The sequence below is a fragment of the Demequina sediminis genome, assembly GCF_030296675.1.
GTDB lineage: Bacteria > Actinomycetota > Actinomycetes > Actinomycetales > Demequinaceae > Demequina > Demequina sediminis.
Map to the genome: position 1 here is coordinate 735,460 of NZ_AP027736.1, position 15,437 is coordinate 750,896.

At 71.1% G+C, this 15,437-nt stretch carries 15 protein-coding genes; all 15 read left to right on the plus strand.

Features of this window, described 5'->3' with window-relative positions:
* Positions 1-31: 31 nt before the first annotated feature.
* The gene (locus QUE44_RS14340; RefSeq protein ID WP_433997179.1) at positions 32-619 is read left to right on the plus strand and encodes a carbohydrate ABC transporter permease; all 588 of its coding nucleotides are present in this window, start codon (positions 32-34) and stop codon (positions 617-619) included.
* On the plus strand, positions 598-984 hold the full coding sequence (locus QUE44_RS14345) for a carbohydrate ABC transporter permease (RefSeq protein WP_433997180.1): 387 nt from the start codon (positions 598-600) through the stop codon (positions 982-984). Before QUE44_RS14340 ends, QUE44_RS14345 begins: the two co-directional genes overlap by 22 nt.
* A complete protein-coding gene (locus QUE44_RS03810) occupies positions 981-1,799 on the plus strand; it encodes a carbohydrate ABC transporter permease (RefSeq protein ID WP_286215949.1) in 819 nt (272 codons plus the stop codon). Before QUE44_RS14345 ends, QUE44_RS03810 begins: the two co-directional genes overlap by 4 nt.
* Entirely contained in the window at positions 1,796-2,644 is an 849-nt protein-coding gene (locus QUE44_RS03815; RefSeq protein ID WP_286215950.1) for a glycosyl hydrolase 2 galactose-binding domain-containing protein, read from the plus strand. The genes QUE44_RS03810 and QUE44_RS03815 overlap by 4 nt, the downstream gene beginning before the upstream one ends.
* Positions 2,599-4,305 carry a glycoside hydrolase family 2 protein gene (locus QUE44_RS03820; protein ID WP_286215951.1) on the plus strand — a complete coding sequence of 569 codons (1,707 nt, stop codon included), beginning with the start codon at positions 2,599-2,601 and terminating at the stop codon, positions 4,303-4,305. Before QUE44_RS03815 ends, QUE44_RS03820 begins: the two co-directional genes overlap by 46 nt.
* 9 nt (positions 4,306-4,314) lie before the next feature.
* Positions 4,315-5,301 (plus strand): acetylxylan esterase, encoded by a 987-nt coding sequence (locus tag QUE44_RS03825; protein ID WP_286215952.1) that lies wholly within the window; start codon positions 4,315-4,317, stop codon positions 5,299-5,301.
* Positions 5,298-6,536, plus strand: coding sequence for an AGE family epimerase/isomerase (locus tag QUE44_RS03830; protein WP_286215953.1), 1,239 nt, complete (start codon positions 5,298-5,300; stop codon positions 6,534-6,536). The genes QUE44_RS03825 and QUE44_RS03830 overlap by 4 nt, the downstream gene beginning before the upstream one ends.
* On the plus strand, positions 6,533-7,447 hold the full coding sequence (locus QUE44_RS03835) for a PfkB family carbohydrate kinase (protein ID WP_286215954.1): 915 nt from the start codon (positions 6,533-6,535) through the stop codon (positions 7,445-7,447). The genes QUE44_RS03830 and QUE44_RS03835 overlap by 4 nt, the downstream gene beginning before the upstream one ends.
* Positions 7,448-7,606: 159 nt before the next feature.
* Entirely contained in the window at positions 7,607-9,214 is a 1,608-nt protein-coding gene (locus tag QUE44_RS03840; RefSeq protein WP_286215955.1) for an ABC transporter ATP-binding protein, read from the plus strand.
* Between the two features lie 20 nt (positions 9,215-9,234).
* Positions 9,235-9,903 carry a ribulose-phosphate 3-epimerase gene (rpe, locus tag QUE44_RS03845; RefSeq protein WP_286215956.1) on the plus strand — a complete coding sequence of 223 codons (669 nt, stop codon included), beginning with the start codon at positions 9,235-9,237 and terminating at the stop codon, positions 9,901-9,903.
* A 10-nt stretch (positions 9,904-9,913) separates the two neighbouring features.
* Positions 9,914-10,906 carry a bifunctional diaminohydroxyphosphoribosylaminopyrimidine deaminase/5-amino-6-(5-phosphoribosylamino)uracil reductase RibD gene (gene ribD, locus QUE44_RS03850; RefSeq protein WP_286216662.1) on the plus strand — a complete coding sequence of 331 codons (993 nt, stop codon included), beginning with the start codon at positions 9,914-9,916 and terminating at the stop codon, positions 10,904-10,906.
* Positions 10,907-11,491 carry a riboflavin synthase gene (locus QUE44_RS03855; protein WP_286215957.1) on the plus strand — a complete coding sequence of 195 codons (585 nt, stop codon included), beginning with the start codon at positions 10,907-10,909 and terminating at the stop codon, positions 11,489-11,491.
* Positions 11,488-12,729 carry a GTP cyclohydrolase II gene (gene ribA / locus QUE44_RS03860; RefSeq protein ID WP_286215958.1) on the plus strand — a complete coding sequence of 414 codons (1,242 nt, stop codon included), beginning with the start codon at positions 11,488-11,490 and terminating at the stop codon, positions 12,727-12,729. The genes QUE44_RS03855 and ribA overlap by 4 nt, the downstream gene beginning before the upstream one ends.
* Positions 12,726-13,190 carry a 6,7-dimethyl-8-ribityllumazine synthase gene (gene ribH, locus QUE44_RS03865; RefSeq protein ID WP_286215959.1) on the plus strand — a complete coding sequence of 155 codons (465 nt, stop codon included), beginning with the start codon at positions 12,726-12,728 and terminating at the stop codon, positions 13,188-13,190. Before ribA ends, ribH begins: the two co-directional genes overlap by 4 nt.
* Positions 13,191-13,381: 191 nt before the next feature.
* Entirely contained in the window at positions 13,382-15,427 is a 2,046-nt protein-coding gene (locus tag QUE44_RS03870) for an alpha-galactosidase (protein ID WP_350226890.1), read from the plus strand.
* Positions 15,428-15,437: the final 10 nt, after the last annotated feature.

Genomic DNA, 15,437 nt, shown 5'->3' on the forward strand with positions numbered 1-15,437 from the left:
CACTCACCCCCACTCATCCTCGAGGAGCATCATGTCGGTCACGGCGAACGGTTCGCTGCGCGCGGGCGTCCCGGACACCCAGGACTCGGTCAGGGAGCGCCCACCGCGCCCCCGCAAGGGTTGGTTGTTGAGCAGGCTCACGCCGTATCTCTTTGTCGCGGTGGCGGTGGGACTGCTGGTCCTGCTCACCTACATCCCCGCGGCCAACATGATCTGGTACAGCCTCAACGACTGGACCGGATTCGGTCCCGTCGACGACTTCGTGGGCCTCGACAACTACGTCGCGGTCTTCACCGACCCCGCCATCTTCGGCGTGTTCGGCGTGAGCCTGTATTACTTCGCCGCATCGTTCCTGCAGATGGGTCTCGCGCTGTACTTCGCTACGTTGCTGAGCTTCAACACGAAGTTCTCGAGCTTCTTCCGCGGCATCCTGTTCTTCCCCTACCTCATGAACGGCGTCGCGATCGGCTTCGTCTTCCTCTACCTGTTCCAGCCGGGCGGCACGCTCGACACCGTCCTCGCGTGGTTCGGGATGGCGGAGACCCCCAGTGGCTGGGTGACGCCTCGATCGCGAACTACTCGCTGGCGGGGACCTCGGTGTGGCGGTACACCGGCCTGAACTTCGTGCTCTTCCTCGGCGCGATCCAGTCGATCCCCGGCGACATCTACGAGGCCGCTGATCTCGACGGCGCGAACCGCTGGCAGCAGTTCAAGCACATCATCTTCCCTGGCATCCGACGGATCATCGGGCTGTCGTTCATTCTTGCGGTGGCGGGCAGCCTGTCCGTCTTCGAGATCCCTTACATCATGACAGGCGGCGCCAATGGCACCTCGACCTTCGTGATCCAGACCATTCAAACCGCGTTCCAGTTCCGGCAGGTCGGGCTCGCGTCGGCGATGGCCGTCGTGCTGCTCGCGATCGTGCTGTTCGTGACCTGGGTCCAGCGGAAGTTCTTCCCCGACGAGAAGGTGGACCTCACGTGAAGCGCACGCTTGCCAGCACATTCAAGTACGCGTCGCTCGTCGGCGCCGTGGTCGTGGTGCTCCTGCCCCTCGTGGTGGTGGTGTTCGCCAGCTTCAAGACCAAGGAGGAGTACGCGAACTCCGGTCCGCTCACTCCGCCCACCAACTGGCTCAATTTCCAGAACTTTATCGACGCCGCCGTCAAGAGCGACATGGTGTCCGGCCTCATCAACACGTCAATCGTGCTGGCGATCTCGCTCACGGGCACGATCATCATCGGCACCATGGCGGCCTACGCCGTGGATCGGTTTGACTTCCGTGGCAAGAAGTTGGTGATGGGCATGTTCCTGGTCGCGACCCTCATCCCGAGTGTGACCAGCCAGGTCGCGACGTTCCAGATCATCTCCGGCCTGGGCCTGTACAACACCAAGGCCGCGCTGGTGCTGCTCTTCATGGGCACGGACATCATCGCGATCTACATCTTCATCCAGTTCATGCAGTCGATCCCCGTCGCTCTCGACGAGGCCGCGATGATCGACGGCGCCAACCGCTGGACCATCTACTGGCGCGTGATCCTGCCGCTGCTCAAGCCCGCGATCGCGACCGTGGTGATCGTGAAGGGCATCGCGATCTACAACGAGTTCTACCTTCCCTTCCTCTATCTGCCATCCGAGGGCCTGATCTCGACATCGCTCTTCAGATTCAAGGGCCCCTATGGGGGGCAGTGGGAGCTCATCACCGCGGCCACCGTGCTGGTCGTGATTCCCACCGTGATCGCCTTCGTCCTCCTGCAGAAGTGGATCTACCGAGGACTGACCCAGGGAGCCGTCAAGTGAACCCCGATCGCACGCTCGCGCCAGCAGCGCCCACCACGGAGCGCGCGGCACACTCGGAGTGGACGCTCCACCTCGTGGACCCGGCACCTGACGCCCCTGTGGCTGCCGTGCGGGCCCTCTCGCGCGGGATCCCTACGCGTGTTCCCGGCAGCGTGCTGGGCACGCTCATCGACGCTGGACTCGCCACCGACGTCACGGTCAACGGCACCGAGGAGCAGGTGGCCTGGGCCGCCGCCTCGACGTGGGCGTACCGGACGTCGATTCCCAAGCGCGGGGACGGTGCCCACGTGCGCGTCGTGTTCGAGGGCATCGACACGATCGCCACCGTCACGGTCGACGGCAATGCCGTCCTCGAGGCGGACGACATGTTCCACCGCTGGGTCGTCGATCTGGGCAGGGACGATGCTCCGGGTGCCTGGGACGTCGAGGTCGAGTTGCGCCCCGCCGAGCCCGTCGCGCGGGCCGCGGAGGCGGTCGCGCCCCTGCCGCGCGCCGACATGTACGAGATCCCGTTCAACCAGGTGCGCAAGATGGCGTGCTCGTTCGGCTGGGACTGGGGACCGACGACGATGACGGCCGGCCTGTATCGCGGGGTTCAGGTTGAGCGCGAGGGTGCGGGGCGAATCCTGCGGACCCTGCTGAGCCCCACGTGGCGCGGCGGCGCGGTGTTGGGTGACGGTGCCGTGCTGCGCGGAAGCGTCGTCGTCGAGGGTGCGGTCGACCGCGTGGTGGTGCGCGTGAGCGCGCCGGGGAGGAGCCTCCGCTGCTGCAATACGTGGCGTCGGTCGACACCGCGAGCGTGTCCTTCGAGCTCGAGGTTCCCGGCGCGTCGCGGTGGGACGTGAGGGGCCGCGGCGAGCAGCCGCTCTACGACGTGAGCGTCGAGGCGATCGGCGCGCACGGTGAGGCGATCGACGCGGCCGCGCGCAGGGTGGGCTTCCGTGCGGTGGCACTGGTCCAGGAGCCGGATGCCGCGGGGCGCCGCTTCGAGATCCACGTCAACGGCGCGCGCGTCTGGGCACGCGGATTCAACTGGATCCCTGCGGATGTGCTTCCCGAGCGGGTCACGCGAGAGCGGGTGAGGTCGCTGGTGGCGGAGGCGGCCGCCACGGGCGCGACGATGCTGCGGGTGTGGGGCGGCGGGATCATCGAGTCGGACGACTTCTACGACGCGTGTGACGAGCTCGGCATCCTCGTGTGGCAGGACTACTCGTTTGCGTGCGCCGCGTACGCGGAGGATGAGGACCAGGTGGCGCGCGTGCGCCGCGAGGTCGAGGATGCCGTGGTCCGCGTCGGTCATCGTGCGTCGCTCGCGCTGTGGTGCGGATGCAACGAGAACCTGTGGGGCTACGAGGACTGGGGCTGGAAGGAGAAACTGAACGGCGCAGGATGGGGCGCCCACCTGTACCACGACGTCATCCCCGGCGTCCTGGCCGCGCTCGACCCGCATCGTCCCTACATCCCCGGCTCGCCGTTCTCGCCCGATCCCGACCGCCACCCCAACGACGAGACCCAGGGCACCACCCACCACTGGGACACGTGGGACCAGCTCGACTACGTCCACTTCGAGGACAAGCGCTCGCGCTTCGCGTCCGAATTCGGATGGCAGGCGCCGGCCTCGTGGGCGACGCTCGTCACGGGAATCGGCCACGAGCCGACGAGCGGAGCGGATCCCGACCTGCAGCGCCTGCAGAAGCATCCCGAGGGCGCCGCCGCGCTCGACCGCGCTATTGCCGATCACGTCCCGCACCCGCCTACGGACGGCCGCGGCTGGTACCTCGCGACTCAGTTGGTGCAGGCGCGCGCACTCCGCGCCGCGATCGGACGCTTCAGGAGCCTGCACGACACGTGCTCGGGCGCCCTGTGGTGGCAGCTCGACGACTGCTGGCCGGCGATGTCGTGGTCCGTCATCGACGCGGCGGGACGGCGCAAACTCGCGTGGTATGCGGCCGCCGAGGTGATGGCGGCGCGTGCCGTGATCACCACCGCGGACGGCGACCCGCATGGGCTCACCCTCGTCAACGACGTGCCCGAGGCATGGCAGGTCACCGGACGGCTGGCGGTGGTGGATGAGCGAGGAACCATCCTTCACGAGGACAGGCTCGACGTGACGGTGCCCGCCGACGGTCACGCCGTGGTGCGACCGACCGTGGTGCCGGCCGGCGCCGCGGCAATCGTGGTCGACGCCGGAGAGCTGCGCGCCGCACGGTGGATTGTTCCCGACCTCGCGCTCTCCCACCCCGAAGCCGCTCTCGAGATCGAGGCGGTCGAGGTCGCTCGCGGGCGCGTCGACATCGCGGTGAGGGCCGAGTCCCTGGTGCGCGACCTCGTGATCCTCGCGGAGACGGAGCCCGGCCTCGGGGACGCATGCGCCGACCGCCAACTGGTTCTCCTCCTGCCCGGCGAGCGCGCTACGCTCACCGTGCGCGGCGAGGGCGTGGAGGCCCTCGACCCGTCGCGGTGGGCGTGCCTGCTCGCGGCGGGGACGGCGCTCAGGATCTCGTAGGAGCGATCGATGCCCTTCTCCGACATGAGCCGCGAGGCGCTCGAGTCGTACCGTCCCGACCTGCCGGCGCCCGCCGACTTCGACGAGCGCTGGACGGCGACCCTCGCCGAGGCGCGCGCGGCGGGAGGCGAGGTTGCGGTGACTCCCGTCGACGCGGGACTCGCGCTGATCGAGGCCTCGGACGTGACGTTCCCCGGCTTCGGCGGTGACCCGGTGCGCGCGTGGTGGCTGCGTCCGCGCGGGCTGACGGCCACTGCGCCGGTCGTGGTCGAGTTCAACGGCTACGGTGGCGGCCGCGGGCTGGTGCACGAGCGACTCCTATGGGCCGCCGCCGGCTACCACTACGTGTTCATGGACACGCGCGGGCAGGGATCCGCATGGGGCAACGGCGGCGACACCGCAGACGCGTCGGGCGGCGGGGACGCGGGCGCCCCCGCCCTCCCCGGCTTCATGACCAGGGGAGTGCGCGAAGTCGAGACGTACTACTTCCGCCGCCTCCTCACCGACGCCGCGCGCTGCGTCGACGCGGTGCGCACCCTGCCAGGGATCGATCCGACGCGCGTCGTGGTCGCAGGAGCGAGCCAAGGAGGAGGCCTCGCGATCGCGGCCGCCGGGCTCGTGCCCGATGTCGCGGGCGCCCTGGTCGACGTGCCGTTCCTGTGCCACATCGAGCGCGGCGTGCGCGTCGCCGAGCACGACCCATATCAGGAGATCGCCCGCTACCTCGCGGTGCACAGGGACCGCGAGGAGGAAACCTTCCGCACCCTCGCCTACGTGGATGGCGTGCACCACGCCGCCCGCGCCCAGGCGCCCGCGCTGTTCTCGGTCGCGCTGCGCGATGACGTCTGCCCGCCGTCGACCGTCTACGCCGCCTATCACGCGTGGGCGGGGCCCGCGCAGATGGTGGTGTACCCGTACAACGGACACGAGGGCGGCCAGGCGTATCAGCAGCGCCGCCAGCTCACGTTCCTCGACCACCTGTGGGAGAACCGATGAGCATCCCGGGAGACGCCGCCTACCTCGCCACGCAGCGAGCCGACCTGTTGCGCTTCATGGCTGGCGCGCGCAGGCCCGACGGCTTTGGCTGGCTCGACGAGCTTGGCGAGGTCGACACGGCCCGGCCAGTGGAGCTGTGGATCACGTGTCGTATGACCCACGTGGCCGCGCTCGGCGTGCTCGCGAACGAGCCGCCGGCCGCGGGCGGTCCCGACCGCGCGGAGCTGGCAGCGCTCGCCGCGCACGGCGTCGCGTCGCTCGCGGGCCCCCTGCGCGACCACGCGAACGGCGGGTGGTTCGCCGCCGTGGTGGACGGCGCGGCCACGCTCGCGACGAAGCAGGCGTACGGACACGCCTTCGTCATCCTCGCGGCCTCCTCCGCCGCGAAGGCCGGGGTGCCGGGCGCCGATGCCCTGCTCGCCGAGGCACTGACGGTGTCCGCGGAGCGCTTCTGGGACGAGCGCGAGGGTCTCTCCGTCGAGGAGTGGGATGCCGCGTGGACAACGCTCGACACGTACCGGGGCGTCAATGCGAACATGCACACCGTCGAGGCCTACCTCGCGGCGGGAGATGTCACCGCCGATGCCGTGTGGCACGAGCGCGCGGGTCGCATCGCGGCACGCGTCGCTGGCTGGGCGGCCGCGAACGACTGGCGCATTCCTGAGCACTTCGACGCGACCTGGACGCCGTTGCTCGAGCACAACAGGGACGAGCCGGCACATCCGTTCCGGCCGTACGGCGCGACGGTGGGGCACGGACTCGAGTGGGCGCGGCTCCTGCTGTCCGTCGACGCCACGCTCGGTGACGCGGCCCCCGCTGGCCTCCGCGAGGCCGCGGTTGCGCTGTACGACCGCGCCGTCGCGGACGGCTGGGACGCCGACGGCGCTCCGGGATTTGTCTATACGACCGACTGGTCGGGCGCACCGGTCGTGCGGTCCCGCATGCACTGGGTACTCGCGGAGGCGGTCAACGCGGCGGAGGCGCTGCGTCAGGTGACGGGACAGTCGCGCTACGCCGACGACGCCGCGCAGTGGTGGTCGTATGCCGATCGCGTCCTCATCGACCACGACCGCGGATCGTGGCACCACGAGCTCGACACGCACAACCGCCCGGCGGGCACCGTGTGGCCCGGCAAGCCCGACGTCTACCACGCGTACCAGGCGGCGGTCTTGCCCGAGCTGCCGATCGCGCCGTCCTTCGCGACGGCCCTCGCGGTGCGTGGGGGCCTCGCGTGAGCCGCGTGCTCGTCGTCGGGGAGTGCGTGCTCGACGAGGTCGAGACCGCCGACGGCACCGTGACGGCCCACCCGGGAGGCAGCCCCGCCAACGTCGCGGTGGGACTTGCCCGATTGAGTCAGGACGCGACCCTGCTCACGGAGCTCGGAGACGACCCCGCCGGTGCCGCGATCCTCGCGCACCTCGCCGCGGCCGGCGTGACCACGGCGTGCGCGGAGTCGTCGACAAGGACTCCCGTCGCCCGGGCCACGATCGGTCCCGACGGCGCCGCGACCTACGCATTCGACATCGCGTGGACGCTCGCCGGCGACCACGGCGCGCTCGTGGACGGCGCGACTCACGTGCACACCGGTTCGATAGCCGCACACATCGACCCCGGCGCGCGCGCGGTCGAGGACATCGTCGAGGCGGCACGGACACATGCGACCGTGAGCTACGACCCGAACGTGCGCGCGAGCCTGGTGGGCGAGCGCTCCGCCGTGGTGGACCGGACCGAGTGGATCGTGGCGCGTTCCGACGTGGTCAAGGCCAGCGACGAGGACCTCGACTGGCTCTACCCCGGCACTCCGGTGGCCGACGTCCTGCGCGCGTGGTGCGCGAGCGGTCCGTCGCTGGTGGTGGCCACGCTGGGCGCCGAGGGCTCACTCGCGTGCCTGAGGGGAGAGATCCTCGAGGTGGCGCCGCTTCGCGTCGACGTCGTCGACACCGTCGGCGCGGGCGACTCCTACATGGCGGCGCTCGTCGATGGGCTCGCCCGCGCGGGCCTGGTCGGGCCCGGCGGCCGCGAGCGCCTCGCCGTGACCGACGCCGCGACCGTACGCGGCGTGGTCGAGCGAGCCGCCCGTGCCGCCGCCATCACCGTGTCGCGCGCGGGAGCCAACCCGCCGACGCTCGCGGAGCTCGGTGAGTAGCGGCGGCACGCCGTCGGGTCCCGACGCCGTGGTGGGCGCCTTCGACGGCGCCCGACCCTGCGCACGCTCGCGCGGCTGTACCGACGCGAGCGACGCCACCTGGCGATCGCGGCGGTCGCATTCGCGATCAAGCACTCGCCGGTGTGGATCACGCCGCTGATGACGGCGATCATCATCGATGTGGTGGTGGACCACGAGCCGCTGTCGCGCCTCGCGTGGGCCGCGGCCGTCATGGTCGTGATCGTCGCCCAGAACTATCCGATCGGGCTTCTCTACGTGCGGCGGCAGAGCCTGGCGATCCGCAACGTCGAGGCGTCGCTGCGCATCGCGCTGACGCGTCGCCTCCAGGAGCTGTCGATCGGCTACCACCGGCGCACGAGCGCCGGCGTGGTGCAGGCCAAGGTGATCCGCGACGTCGAGAGCATCGTCGAGGCGTCGCGACAGACGCTCGACACGGGCCTCGCGGCGCTCACGACCCTCGCGGGAGCGCTGGTGCTTACGGCGGTGCGCGTCCCCGAGTTCCTGGCGGTCTACGCGATCGCGGTTCCGGCCGCCGCGGTCCTCGTGATCGCGAGCAGGCGGCGCATGCGCGAACGCAACGCGCTGTTTCGCACCGAGATGGAGCGGATGTCGGTCCGAGTGGCCGAGATGGCACACCTGATTCCCGTGACCCGCGCGCACGCATCCGAGGAGCGCGAGGCCGAGCGCGTCGACGCCGCGGTCACCGGCGTGCGCACCGCGGGTCTCGAGCTCGATGTGGTGAATGGGCGCTTCGGAGCGGTGTCGTGGATCGGCTTCCAACTGCTGTCCGTCGCGTGCCTCGTGGGCGCCGCGATGCTCGCGTGGCATGGCTGGTGGGGGATCGGGGCGGGCGACGTCGTCATGCTGTCGGCGTACTTCGTCCAGCTCACGGGGGCCGTGACCGCGCTCGTCGCGATCGTTCCGTTTCTCAGCCGTGGGCTCGAGGCGGTGCGCTCCGTGGGCGAGGTCCTCGGTGCGGACGACCTCGAGCGCAACGCGGGCAAGCCCGCGATCGGACCTATCGCCGGCGCGATCGAAATCGACGCCCTTACCGTCGCGTATCCCGAGGTCCCCGACCAGCCCGCTCTCGACCGCGTGACGCTGAGTGTGGAGCCGGGGGAGACGGTCGCCCTCGTGGGTCCGTCCGGCTCGGGCAAGTCGACGCTGCTCAACGCCGTCATCGGCTTCGTGGCCCCCACGCAGGGCGCGATACGCGTGGACGGCACGGACATCGCAGGCCTCGACATGAGGTCGCTACGCCGCCAGATCGCGGTGGTGCCTCAGGAGGCACTGCTCTTCGAGGGCACGGTGCGCGACAACGTCACCTACGGCAGTCCCGCCGTGGCGGACGATGCCGTTGTCGCCGCCCTTGAGGGGGCCCAGGCGTGGGCGTTCGTGCGTCACATGGGCGGGCTCGACGCGAGGATCGGAGAGCGGGGCGCGCGCCTGTCGGGAGGACAGCGCCAGCGCCTCACGATCGCTCGTGCCCTCGTGCGTGACCCCCGCATCCTCATTCTCGACGAGGCCACGTCGGCGCTCGACACGGAGTCCGAGGTGCTCGTGCAGCGCGCGCTCGCCACGCTCATGAGGGGTCGCACGACCCTCGTCGTCGCGCATCGGCTCTCCACGATTCGCGGCGCGGACAGAATCGTGGTGCTTGAGGACGGCAGGATCGCCGAGATCGGCGATCACGCGACGCTCGCCCAGGCGGGCGGTCCGTACGCGCGACTGCACGGGAGGGGCTGACGCGCGGCTAGGCTCGTGGCATGGGCATTCAGATCGCTCCGAGCATCCTGTCCGCCGACTTCGCGAACCTTGAGCGCGACATCCTTGCCGTCGCCGAGGCCGACTGGCTGCACGTCGACGTCATGGACGGGCACTTCGTGCCCAACCTCACGCTCGGGTTGCCGGTGGTCGAGCGCATCGCGCAGGTCTCGCCGCTGCCGCTCGACGTTCACCTCATGATCGAGGACCCCGACCGCTGGGCCACGCGCTACGCCGAGGTGGGCGCGACCTCCGTGACGTTCCACCTCGAGGCCGCGCGGGATCCGCGGGCCATCGCCGCACAGCTGCGCGCCCTAGGTGCGCGCGCGTCGTGCGCGATCAAGCCCGGCACCCCGGTCGAGGACGTGCTGCCGCTGCTCGACACGCTCGACATGGTGCTCGTCATGACCGTCGAGCCCGGATTCGGCGGCCAGGCCTTCATGGCGGACATGATGCCCAAGTTCGAGAGGCTGCGTGCCGCCGCCGAGGCGGGAGGCCACGACGTGTGGTTGCAGGCGGACGGCGGCATCGCGCGAGAGACCATCCAGACCGTGGTCGAGGCGGGCGGCGACGTCCTCGTCGCCGGCTCGGCCGTGTACGGCGCTCAGGACAGGGCCGCTGAGATTCGCGCGCTGCGCGACCTGGGCGAGGAGGCGCGCCATCACCACTGACGAGGAGTGGCTGGTCCGCGCGGCGGGGCTCGCGCTCCACGGTCCCGCCCACGGTCCCAACCCGCGTGTGGGCTGCGTGATCGTCGGGCCCGACGGGACGATGCTCGGGGAGGGGTGGCATCGGGGCGCGGGCACCCCTCACGCGGAGCCCGCCGCGCTCGCCGACGCCGCGGCTCGCGGTCACGACGTGAGCGGCGCGACCGCCTACGTCACCCTCGAGCCCTGCGCGCACACCGGGCGCACGGGACCGTGCACCGACGCCCTCTCGCGAGCGGGAGTCGGCGCGGTGGTCTACGCCGTCGAGGACCCCAACCCTCAGGCGGCTGGCGGCGCGCAGGTGTTGCGCTCGCGCGGGATCGAGGCTCGTCACGTGCCGGTCGCGCAGGCGCGCGACGTGAACAGGCGCTGGCTGGGTGCGGTCGCGCTGGGGCGACCGTGGGTGATTGCCAAGTGGGCACAGACCCTCGACGGCCGTACCGCCGCGGCTGACGGCACGAGCTTCTGGATCACGGGAGACGAGGCGCGGGCTCATGCCCACGGGGTGAGGGCCGAGGTCGACGCGATCCTGGTCGGCACGGGCACGGTGGCGGCGGACGACCCCGAGTTGTCCGCACGCCCCGCGCACGTGGAGGCGCCTCACCAGCCGCTGCGGGCCGTGATGGGACGGCGGGATACGTCAGGGGCACGCGTGTGGCGCGACGGCAACGCCGTCGCGATTGACTCGCACGATCCGCATGAGGCGCTGCGGGTGCTCGCCGCGAGAGACGTCCGCACGGTCGTCGTCGAGGGCGGCGGCACGGTCACCACTGCGTTTCTGCGCGCGGGACTCGTCGACGAGCTTCACGCCTACATCGCGCCCGCGCTCCTGGGCTCGGGAACCGCCGCAGTCGGCGACCTGGGAATCGCGACCATGGGCGGTGCGTTGAGGGGTCGAGACGTGACCGCCACCGCCCTCGGCGTCGATACGCTGGTCACCGCGTTCCTTCAGAGAGGACCCCAGTAGATGTTCACCGGCATAGTCGAGTCGCTCGGCACCGTCACCGCGGTCACACCGCAGGGAGCCCGGTCGCGGCTCACGATCGAGGCGCCCGGCATGACGGACCTCGCGCACGGCGAGTCCATCGCGGTGGGCGGAGTGTGCCTGACCGTCGCCGAGCACGACGGCTCCATGTGGACCGCCGACGTCATGCGGGTCACGCTGGAGACGACCACGTTGGGCGGCCTTGCTCCGGGTGACCGCGTCAACCTTGAGCGGGCCGTGCCCGCGGGCGGGCGCCTCGGTGGCCACATCATGCAGGGGCACGTGGACGGCGTCGCGACGCTCGTCGAGCGCGACTCCCACCCCGACTGGGACACGCTCACCTTCGAGGTTCCCGAGGACCTCACGCGCTACGTGGTGCGCAAGGGCTCGATCGCGCTGGGCGGAGTATCGCTCACGGTCGCCGAGCTCGACGGCACGCGCGTCACGGTGTCGCTCATCCCCACGACCCTCGCGGAGACCACCTTCGGCGCGATGACAGTGGGCGACCGCGTCAACGTCGAGGTCGACGTGGTCGCCAAGTACGTCGAGAAGCTGGTGAGGTCATGACCGTCGATTCGATCGCCCTGGTCGAGCAGGCGCTGGCGGACATGCGGGCGGGCAAGCCCGTGCTGGTGTCCGACTCGCGCGACAGGGAGGACGAGGCGGACTTCATCATGGCCGCTCAGACGTCCACGGTCGACTGGGTGGCGTGGGGCATCCGCCACTCGAGCGGATACCTGTGCGCGCCCATGACGGCCGAGCGGGCCGACTCGCTGAGCCTGCCGTTGATGGTGCCGAGCAGCCAGGATCCGCGTCGCACCGCGTACACCGTGTCCGTGGATGCCGCGACCGGGGTGACCACGGGCATCTCGGCGGCCGACAGGCACCGCACCCTCACGGTGCTCGCCGACCCTTCGGCGACAGCCGAGGACCTTATCCGACCCGGCCACGTGCTTCCCTTGCGGGCCGTGCCCGGCGGCGTCCTGCATCGTCCCGGCCACACCGAGGCGTGCGTCGACCTCTGCCGCCTCGCGGGACTCGAGCCGGTCGGGGTGATCGGCGAGATGGTCAACGACGACGGCACGATGATGCGCCAGGGGGACGCCACCGCGATCGCCGAGCGTGACGGCCTCGTCTTCCTCACGATCGAGGACCTGGTCGCGTACCGTCGCGCCACGAACGACCTCCCGCCGCCCACCGAGGCGCGCCCGCACCGCGTGCTTCACCGTGGCGAGGCACGCCTGCCCACGCGCCACGGCGAGGTGACGATCCACGCGTACCGCGACGCCCGCACCGGAGACGAGCACGTCGCGCTCGTCGCGCCGGGCAAGGCCGACGCGGTGCCCGTGGTGCGCATCCACTCGGAGTGCCTCACCGGCGACGCCTTCGGTTCGCTGCGCTGCGACTGCGGGCCCCAACTCGACGCGGCGATCGCCCGCGTGGTTGAGGATGGCGGCGCGGTCATCTATCTGCGGGGTCACGAGGGGCGCGGGATCGGGATCGGTGCCAAGGTGCAGGCTTACGGCCTTCAGGACCAGGGCTACGACACCGTGGACGCGAACACCCACCTGGGTCTTCCCGTCGACCGCCGCGAGTACGGCGCGGCCGCGGCGATCCTGCACGACCTCGGCATCAACCGCGTGAGGCTGCTCACGAACAATCCCGCGAAGGTCGAGGGACTGCGCGCCTCGGGAGTCGACTGCGTTGAGCGCATCCCGCATCGCGTGGGAGCCCATCCCGAGAACGAGAACTACCTGCGCACCAAGCTGGAGCGCATGGGACACCTGTTGGGAGACAACGCATGAGCGGAGCAGGAGCACCCGCGGTCGAGGTCGACGCGCGCGGCCTCACGGTCGAGATTGTCGCAAGCCAGTGGCACACCGAGGTGATGGACGGGCTGGTCGCCGGCGCGGTGCGGGCCGCCGAGAAGGCCGGCGCGCGGTATCGCGTGACGCGGGTGCCCGGCGCGTTCGAGCTGCCCGTGGTCGCCGAGTCGCTTGCGCGGTCGGGGGCCGATGCCATCGCGTGCCTGGGCGTCGTGATTCGCGGCGGAACGCCTCACTTCGAGTACGTGTGTGACGCGGTGACGCGCGGACTCACCGATGTCGCGCGCGAGCACATGACCCCGGTCGGCTTCGGGATTCTCACGACGGACGACGACGCGCAGGCGCTCGACAGGGCCGGACTGCCGGACTCGAAGGAGGACAAGGGCGCCGAGGCCGTCGAGGCCGCCCTCGCGACCGCTCTGGTCCTGCGCGCGCTGTAGCCCGCGCGCCGCGCCCGCGAGAGTCCTTAAACGGTTAAGGTGGTGCGCGTGAACACGCGAGTCGACGACGACCTCATCTACCTGCGCGCCGCGGGCGTGTCTGTGCTCCTCGACGTGAGCGAGCGCCGGCTGCCGCGGATCGCCCACTGGGGGCTGACCTTGGCGACCTCGCCGCGGCCCAGGCGCGAGCCGTGGTCGAGTCGGGACGCGGGGGATACGCGTTTGGCGGACTGGACGAGTCCCACGAGGCGTCGGTGATCCCCGAGCCGGCTTGGGGCTGGTTCGGCACGCCGGGACTCGAGGGCTCGCGCGCGGGACGACACCACAGCCCGCGCTTCGAGGTGAGGGCGCTCTCACGTGACGCGCGGGGCGAGGGCGACGCGAGCGTCCAGGAGCTCACGGTCGCCGCCGTCGATGACGCCGCCGAGCTGGGTCTGGAGATCCGGCTTCAGCTGCTGGGCTCCGGGCTGCTGCGAACCCGCGCCTCCCTGACGAGCCTGGGGGGCGACGCCCCGTACGAGCTCGACGCGCTGCGCCTGCTATTGCCCGTGCCCGCCCAGGCGCGAGAGGTGCTCGACTTCACCGGCAGGTGGATTCGCGAGCGCACGCCGCAACGGACGCCGCTCACCGTGGGAACCCGCCTGCGCGAGTCGCGGCGTGGCAAGCCGGGACACGACGCGCCGTTCGTGATGGCGCTCGGCGAGCCCGGCTTCGGCTTCGCGCGCGGCGAGGTGTGGGTCGCCCACGTCGCGTGGTCGGGAGACGTGCGGATGATGGCCGAGCGCTCGCGCGAGGGAGCCACCGTGGTGGGCGGCGGAGACCTGGTGCGCGCCGGCGAGGTGCGGCTCGAGGCGGGCGACACCTACGTGTCGCCGTGGGTCTACGGGGCGTATTCGGCGGCCGGTCTCGACGCCGCCGCGGCCCGCTTCCACCGCCACCTGCGCGCCCGTGCCGGCCATCCGCATCGTCCCCGCCCCGTGACCGTGAACACGTGGGAGGCCGTCTACTTCGACCACGACCACGACCGCCTGCTCGCTCTCGCGGAGGCGGCCGCACGGGTGGGCGCCGAGAGGTTCGTGCTCGACGACGGCTGGTTTCGCCACCGCAGGGCTGACAATGCTGGCCTGGGCGACTGGCACGTTGACGAGGACGTCTATCCCGAGGGTCTCGGCTTCCTCGCGAACCGCGTGCGCGAGTTGGGGATGGAGTTTGGCCTGTGGGTCGAGCCCGAGATGATCAATCCCGACTCCGACCTCGCGCGTGCGCACCCCGAGTGGATCGCCCAGCCGGGCGACGGCCGACTTCCCCTCACCGCGCGGCACCAGCAGGTGCTGGACCTGACCCATCCCGAGGCCTTCGCGTACCTCGAGGAGCGGCTTCACGCGCTGGTCGCCGAGCTGCGCCCCGCGTACCTCAAGTGGGACCACAACCGGGACCTGCTCGAGGCGGGGTCGAGCGTGCACGGGCGGCCCATCGGCCGCGCGCAGACGCTCGCCTTCTACCGCCTGCTCGACGGGTTGCGCGCGGCGTTTCCCGGCCTCGAGATCGAGTCGTGCTCGGGCGGCGGCGCACGCGTCGACCTCGAGGTGCTGGAACGCACGGACCGGGTGTGGGCGTCGGACTGCAACGATCCGCTCGAACGCCAGTCGATTCAGCGGTGGACCCAGCTGCTCGTGCCTCCCGAGATGATCGGTGCTCACATCGGGCCGCCCCGTGCCCACACGACGCACCGCACGTCGACCCTCACGTTCCGGGCCGCCACCGCGATGTTCGGCCACCTCGGCATCGAGTGGGACGTCACCTCACCCGAGGCGGTCGAGGCGCGCGACGAGCTCGCCGCATGGGTCGCGTTGCACAGGAAACTGCGCGGGCTGCTGCATACGGGATCGGTGGTCAATTCTGACGTCGACGATCCCGCGTGCGCGGTGCACGGCGTGGTGGCTGCGGATCTGCGCAGCGCGGTGTTCAGCGTCGCGTCGCTCGCGCTGTCCGAGACGTCGACCGTGGGTCTGGTGCGGCTGGGTGGGCTCGACCCCGACGTCGTGTACCGCGTCGCGCCGCTGGCTCCCGAGGGGGCGGGAGAGGGCCCGGGTCGCGCGCTGCCGCGCTGGTGGGTCGGTGGCGCCTCGCTCACGGGACGCGTGCTCGCGGAGCGAGGCATCCAGGTGCCCGCGTTGTCTCCCGAGGACGCCGTGCTGCTGCATGTGGTCGCGGAGGGAACGCCGCGGGACCGATAGGCTGGCGCCC

What these genes read in the sequence shown, in the direction of transcription:
- QUE44_RS14340 (WP_433997179.1), top strand. Translation starts at nt 32, where the DNA reads ATGTCGGTCACGGCGAACGGTTCGCTGCGCGCGGGCGTCCCGGACACC.
- QUE44_RS03825 (WP_286215952.1), top strand. Translation starts at nt 4,315, where the DNA reads ATGCCCTTCTCCGACATGAGCCGCGAGGCGCTCGAGTCGTACCGTCCC.
- QUE44_RS03830 (WP_286215953.1), top strand. Translation starts at nt 5,298, where the DNA reads ATGAGCATCCCGGGAGACGCCGCCTACCTCGCCACGCAGCGAGCCGAC.
- QUE44_RS03840 (WP_286215955.1), top strand. Translation starts at nt 7,607, where the DNA reads ATGACGGCGATCATCATCGATGTGGTGGTGGACCACGAGCCGCTGTCG.
- rpe (WP_286215956.1), top strand. Translation starts at nt 9,235, where the DNA reads ATGGGCATTCAGATCGCTCCGAGCATCCTGTCCGCCGACTTCGCGAAC.
- QUE44_RS03855 (WP_286215957.1), top strand. Translation starts at nt 10,907, where the DNA reads ATGTTCACCGGCATAGTCGAGTCGCTCGGCACCGTCACCGCGGTCACA.
- ribA (WP_286215958.1), top strand. Translation starts at nt 11,488, where the DNA reads ATGACCGTCGATTCGATCGCCCTGGTCGAGCAGGCGCTGGCGGACATG.
- ribH (WP_286215959.1), top strand. Translation starts at nt 12,726, where the DNA reads ATGAGCGGAGCAGGAGCACCCGCGGTCGAGGTCGACGCGCGCGGCCTC.